Source organism: Thioclava indica, assembly GCF_000714545.1.
Lineage (GTDB): Bacteria > Pseudomonadota > Alphaproteobacteria > Rhodobacterales > Rhodobacteraceae > Thioclava > Thioclava indica.
The window spans coordinates 1-6,077 of the sequence record NZ_AUNB01000068.1 but is presented as its reverse complement, the minus strand read 5'-3'; the positions used below and the strand labels follow the sequence as shown (position 1 = coordinate 6,077).

Here is a 6,077-nt window from a genome sequence, read left to right as displayed (position 1 = left end):
AAGCCGCGTCAATAACTTGACGATGCCTCTTCGCCAGATCGAGCCCGACCGTGATAATCTCCGACATGACCGTCCTCCTTTGTGGATCATCGCAGACCCACCTTGGCACATCGATGCCGTCGGGGGGCGGTCACATCATCAAAGCCCCTTCGAGGGGTGTAAGGCAGATACAGGGGTGTCACTAATGCTAGGCGAGAAGTGCCTATCCACACCTTTTTGACCCAACATCTAGTATTATGCTTGACGGCAAGGTCGACGTGTCGACAATGAAGCAAAAGAGGAATCATGCCATGCCCGATACTCACAAGAACCCGCGCAAGATCATAGGGTTTTCCATGTCACCTGTGCTTGCCGTGGAAGTGAAGAAAGAAGCCGCAGAACGCGGCATATCACTTCGCAAGCTCTTTGAGGAAATGTGGACGCTCTACAATGAAAACAAAAAAGCCAAGAATACCTAAATGCCCATAAACCTCGATAAACCACAGAACTGGAAGGCCGATATCGCGCTATCGGTCGATATGTATAACCAATGGTTCATGGATTTTGCGCCCAAAGCCTTCCGCGATACACGGATCGAGGCCACAAAGAGCGTTGAGTCCGCGCTTGCGAACACCGCAAACCTGACAGACGTAACACCGGATATCCTTCGGAAGTGGCCGGGGGTTCTGCCAACGCTTCGCATGTCAACATGCCCGCCTTTGGCCGTTGACCGGATCATCGGGCTTGCCGGTGTATCGCCTAACCTTGTGAAAAATCTGGAACAGAACAAATTGCCCGCCAGGATGAAGCGAGCAGACCTTGACGCCGGGCTTACCATGATCGGCGATATCATCGAAAAGATGGCTGATCCTGATATTTTCGTGTGGATCGGGCGGGACGATCCGCCCACCGAGACAGAAATTCACCGCGCCGCGACCATCGTGGCTGACCGCCTTTGCGGCAGCGTCGCAAACCCGATCATTCGGAACGCCCAGGAGCGCCGCCAACTTGCCTACGTTGCGGAATGGCTGGAAGCGCGCGGCTACAAAAGGCTACCGGACGGCTTTAACGGCACGTTCCGCGACATGCCCTCTGGCACGTACTCATTCCGCATGAATGTCCCCGTAGGCGGCGAAGACGGCAACAGGGCGATCAATATTCCCGTTGATGCCGTTATCATGCGCCGTACCGCCAAGGAGGGCGATTTTCCGCTCTTGGTTGAGGCCAAATCTGCCGGTGACTTCACCAACACCAACAAGCGCCGCAAGGAAGAAGCCCAGAAGGTCAACCAGCTCCGGCACACCTACGGCGCGGACGTTCAGTTTATCCTGTTTCTCTGCGGCTACTTCGACAGCGGTTATCTCGGCTACGAAGCCGCCGAGGGCATTGACTGGGTGTGGGAGCATCGCGTGGACGATCTAGAAGGGTTTGCATTATGACGGGATCACTGGACATGGACGCCCTCGAAGCAAAACGCCTTGAGCTGCAAGCCCAGCTCGACGGCGGCAAAACCGCCGAAGACCGCAACCGCATGGGGCAGTTTGCAACCCCAACCGCGCTTGCCCGTGAAATCCTGACCCACGGTATCCGTCTTTTGCCGGAGCGCGAGAAAATCACTTTCTTTGATCCCGGCATCGGCACCGGCTCCTTCTATTCCGCCTTGCGTGCCGTCGCGCCGGAAGAACAGATCGAAAGCGCTACAGGGTTTGAGATCGACCCGCACTATGGCGAGCCAGCACGGCAGCTCTGGCAGGATACGCCGCTCGATATCCGCCTTGGCGACTTCACAGGGGCCGCGCCGGAAGGGCAGGGGGCCAACCTTCTTATCTGCAACCCGCCCTATGTGCGGCATCACCACCTGGACGGCGCACAAAAAGCGGAGCTGCAATCTCGCACCGAAGACGCTTGCGGCGTGAAGATCAACGGTCTGTCCGGCCTGTATTGCTATTTCATGGGGCTATCGCATCCGTTCATGGCCGAAGACGGCATTGCCGCATGGCTCATACCGAGCGAGTTCATGGGCGTGAATTATGGGCGAATGCTCAAACGCTACCTGCTAGAGAAGGTCACGCTTCTACAAATCCACCGCTACGACCCGCAGGACGTTCAGTTTGAAGATGCGCTCGTGTCTTCTGCCGTGGTCTGGATCAAAAACACACCGCCGCCAAAAGATCATGCCGTCATGTTTTCCTATGGTGGCACGCTGGCAAAGCCCGCGCTTTCGCGCGCGGTTGCCGCGACAGAGCTTGCCAAGGAGGCGAAATGGACCCGCTATCCCCAGGCCGACAAAGCCACCCAGAGGGCCGGAATCTCGCTAGGGGACTTGTTCGATATCAAGCGCGGTCTTGCGACCGGCGATAATAGCTTTTTCATCATGGACCGCGACCAGATCGAAGAGCGCGGCTTGCCGATGGAATGCTTTACGCCGGTTCTGCCCGGTTCGCGTTACCTTCCCGAAGACGAAATCAGAGCCGACAAGAACGGCTTGCCGCAGATCGAAAAACAGCTTTTTTTGCTAGATACACGCCTGTCCGAAGACGAGATCGCACAGCGCTATCCGGCGCTTGAAGCCTATCTAGCCACCGGCAAGAAGGGCGAGAAATCTGTTGCCGATCGCTATCTGTGCCGATCGCGCAAACCTTGGTATGTCCAGGAGAAGCGGCCCGCCGCGCCGATTGTTTGCACCTACATGGGGCGGAGCAGGGCAGGGGGCAAACCTTTCCGGTTCATCCTGAACCAGTCAGACGCGACCGCCTGCAATGTGTTTCTGATGCTCTATCCGAAGCCGTTCTTGGCACGCGCCACCGAGAACAACCCGGAGATCATGCGCGCTGTTTGGGAGTTCTTGAACGAGATCGACGAAGCGGAGCTGGTAGGGCATGGCCGCGTATATGGCGGCGGCTTGCACAAGCTGGAACCGAAGGAGCTGCGCGGCTTTCCCGCCGAAGACCTTATCGCACGTCTGCCAGAGACCAAGCCGCTGCAAGAGCAGCTAGGCTTATTCGAGAAGGCCGTCGCATAGCATCCCGCGCTTATCGTGTGTGTTCTTCTTTTGTGCTACCTGTCGCCTGTGGTATATGTCCGGTTCTGTTGCAATTTTTTGTTCGGCTTGAGGCGAGCTTATCTTCGGGCAGAATTATGCTGCGAGCGCGGCAAATTGCTGGAAATCGGAAAGGCCGTTTAGGTCGAACTGACCTTTTCGGATCATATGTGCGGTCTCGATGCCGGCAATGGTTGCCATGGCCGAGCGGATGGCTTTGAAACCGAGCATGGGCCCAGTGATGCGCTTAATGAACCTGTGATCTTGTTCGAGAATATTGTTGAGGTATTTCTTTTGCCTGATGGTAATCAGCTGCCCATTGCCCGTAAACTTGAGGATCACGTTGACCGCCTGAAGCCCTGAAAAATTGGCACCGCTTTTGTCGATATTGACCAGCACAGGTTGGCCATTTGTAGCGATAGCCTGCTTGAAGAAGCGCCGCGCAGCAGCCGTATCACGCCGTTCGGAGAGCATAAAATCAAGGGTTTTCCCCCAGCGGTCCGTGGCTCTGTACAAATACATCCACTTACCGCGAACCTTGATATAAGTCTCGTCTACACGCCAAGTTCCGACCAACTTGCGCTTTTGGCGCTGCGCATTGGTGGCGATCTCGGGGGAGTATTTTACAACCCAGCGGGGCTCTGATGATGTGACCGCCCCCCGACGGCATCGATGTGCCAAGGTGGGTCTGCGATGATCCACAAAGGAGGACGGTCATGTCGGAGATTATCACGGTCGGGCTCGATCCGTTGGCTGACAGGCGAATGCGTAGCAATCGCCGATAGGCTGGCGAAGAATGTATTTCAGTTGCATGGGGCCGATGGCACTGGCCATGCCGTCCTGCGCAAGAGGTTGCGGCGGGCTCAGGTTCTGGAGTTCTTCAGTCAGCTTCCGTCCTGTGTCGTCGCGATGGAGGCCTGTGGCGGCGCTCATTTCTGGGGGCGCGAGATCGGCAAGCTGGGACATGAGGTGCGGCTTATCCCTCCCGCCTACGTGAAGCCCTTTGTGAAGCGTCAGAAAAACGATGCGGCCGATGCCGAGGCGATCTGCGAGGCCGCGCTGCGTCCGACGATGCGCTTCGTGCCTGTGATGAGCGAAAAGACGCAGGGCGCGGCGATGGTGTTTCGCGTGCGCGAGCTTCTGATCCGGCAGCGGACCCAGGCCATCAATGCACTGCGAGGGCATTTGAGCGAGTTCGGACAGGTCGTGCCACAGGGGGCCGCGAATGCATCGAAGTTGATTGCAATCGTCGAAGACCCGACAAGCGGCTTGCCAGCCGATGCCATTCCCACGCTCAAGACCTTGATCGCGGCACTCGCGCACCTGGAAGCAGAGATCAAGGAGCTCGATGCGGAGATCGCCCGTCGCGCCAAGGAGAACGACCTGGCGCGGCGACTGATGACGGTGCCCGGTATCGGCCCGCTTATCGCGACGGCCATAGCGACCCTTGCGCCGCCGCCCGAAACTTTCCGCAAGGCTCGAGACTTTGCGGCCTGGCTCGGGCTCACGCCCCGCCAGCATTCAACTGGCGGCAAGCAGCGGCTGGGGGCCACGACGAAGATGAGCGAGCGATCCCTGAGACGCCTCCTGATCATTGGAGCCAACAGCGTCATCATCAAGCGGCATACCCATGCTGCAGCCCAGCCAGGCACATGGCTGGGCGGGATGCTGTCACGCAAGCCACCAATGCTGGTGCGGGTGGCGCTGGCGAACAAGATGGCGCGCATCGTCTGGGCCCTGATGGCCCGCGGTGGCGTTTACCAGTCTCCGGCCGTGGCGGCATAAGCCCGCTGTAGGTCGCGAGAACGTCGGAGCACAAGAGGGCAAGGAGAGGTTTGGCGCAACAGTCGTGAGACGGGATCGGGAGAACCAGTGCGCAACAGAGTGCCATCGAGCACGCGGCTTTGATCTGGACCCGACCTTCGAACACCATACGGGCCCGCGGCATCTGGAACGCCGCATCATGAGGCCGGATACATGTCAGCACCCGGTGACGCGCCAAAATCAGCTCTGAAGTTTCCTCTTGCGCAAGGGGCGGTTATACATGTTGCGTAAATCCCTGCAGGGATTCATCTCGTGAATCCAGTATGGTAGCTGGGCGTCATGAGCAGACCCACACCCCCGACCTACAAGATCAAGAACTGGCCGGCCTACAATGAAGCGCTCAAGCGCCGGGGCTCGCTAACGATCTGGCTTGACCCTGAGATGACCTGGGATGCCGCGCCGACAGGCCGTCGTGGCCGCCAGCAAACCTACAGTGACGCCGCCATCCAGACGTGCCTTTCAATGAAGGTCTTGTTCGGCATGGCGCTTCGGCAGACGACCGGGTTTGTCGAGAGCCTGCTGAAACTGATCGGCTTGGACTGGGCAGTGCCCGACTTCAGCACGCTGTCCCGCCGCCAGAAGACCTTGGCCGTGAACATCCCGTATCGCGGCTCGAAGGGGCCTTTGCACCTGCTGATCGACAGCACCGGCATCAAGGTCGAGGGTGAAGGCGAGTGGAATGCGCGCAAGCATGGGGGTTCCAAACGGCGGGTCTGGCGCAAAATCCACCTCGGGATTGACGAGCAAACGCTGGAGATCCGAGCCGTTGAGTTCACCAGCAGTGGCATCGGCGACGCGCCCATGCTGCCGGAATTGCTCGATCAGATCTCACCCGAACAGGAGATCGGTAGCGTCACCGCAGACGGCGCCTATGACACGCGCAAGTGCCATGATGCCATTGCGGATCGAGGCGCTGCCGCCGTCATCCCACCCCGCAAGAACGCAAAACCATGGAAGCCGAACACCCTCGGAGCGGTCGCACGAAACGAAGCCTTACGGGCGTCGAAGTATCTCGGTCGGGCGCTCTGGCGAAACTGGAGCGGTTATCACCGCCGAAGCCGCGTCGAAACGAAGATGCACTGTGTGAAACTGCTGGGGCAGCGCCTCATGGCGCGGGACTTCGACCGTCAGGTCGCTGAACTCCAGATCCGCATAGCCGTCCTGAATGGCTACACCGCGCTCGGCATACCTGTCACTGAGGTCGTGGGGTGGCATCGTCAAGTTATTGACGCGG

Annotated in this window: 5 protein-coding genes and 1 pseudogene; 5 read left to right on the top strand and 1 reads right to left on the bottom strand. The window is 58.6% G+C overall.

Features of this window, described 5'->3' with window-relative positions; genetic code table 11:
* Positions 1-290 precede the first annotated feature (290 nt).
* The 3 genes from DT23_RS15950 to DT23_RS15940 are packed head-to-tail and all read left to right on the top strand — an operon-like array spanning position 291 to position 3,001.
* The gene (locus DT23_RS15950; RefSeq protein WP_156023988.1) at positions 291-458 is read left to right on the top strand and encodes a hypothetical protein; all 168 of its coding nucleotides are present in this window, start codon (positions 291-293) and stop codon (positions 456-458) included.
* Positions 459-1,418 carry a XamI family restriction endonuclease gene (locus DT23_RS15945; RefSeq protein WP_038132846.1) on the top strand — a complete coding sequence of 320 codons (960 nt, stop codon included), beginning with the start codon at positions 459-461 and terminating at the stop codon, positions 1,416-1,418.
* Positions 1,419-1,432: 14 nt separating this feature from the next.
* Complete coding sequence (locus DT23_RS15940) at positions 1,433-3,001, top strand: Eco57I restriction-modification methylase domain-containing protein (protein WP_205618261.1); 1,569 nt, start codon at positions 1,433-1,435, stop codon at positions 2,999-3,001.
* A 114-nt stretch (positions 3,002-3,115) separates the two neighbouring features.
* Here the strand turns inward: DT23_RS15940 and DT23_RS15935 are convergent.
* A pseudogene (locus DT23_RS15935) lies at positions 3,116-3,655 on the bottom strand (IS6 family transposase); the annotation flags it as partial.
* Between the two features lie 57 nt (positions 3,656-3,712).
* On the opposite strand from DT23_RS15935, the gene DT23_RS15930 reads away from it, so the two are divergent.
* Positions 3,713-4,804 (top strand): IS110 family RNA-guided transposase, encoded by a 1,092-nt coding sequence (locus DT23_RS15930; protein ID WP_240473644.1) that lies wholly within the window; start codon positions 3,713-3,715, stop codon positions 4,802-4,804.
* A gap of 318 nt (positions 4,805-5,122) precedes the next feature.
* A partial coding sequence (locus DT23_RS15925) for an IS5 family transposase (RefSeq protein WP_038132843.1) occupies positions 5,123-6,077 on the top strand: 955 nt, incomplete at its 3' end.

Excerpts from the sequence above, each read along its gene's own strand:
- DT23_RS15950 (WP_156023988.1), top strand. The coding sequence starts at position 291 with ATGCCCGATACTCACAAGAACCCGCGCAAGATCATAGGGTTTTCCATG.
- DT23_RS15945 (WP_038132846.1), top strand. The coding sequence starts at position 459 with ATGCCCATAAACCTCGATAAACCACAGAACTGGAAGGCCGATATCGCG.
- DT23_RS15940 (WP_205618261.1), top strand. The coding sequence starts at position 1,433 with ATGGACGCCCTCGAAGCAAAACGCCTTGAGCTGCAAGCCCAGCTCGAC.
- DT23_RS15930 (WP_240473644.1), top strand. The coding sequence starts at position 3,713 with ATGATCCACAAAGGAGGACGGTCATGTCGGAGATTATCACGGTCGGGC.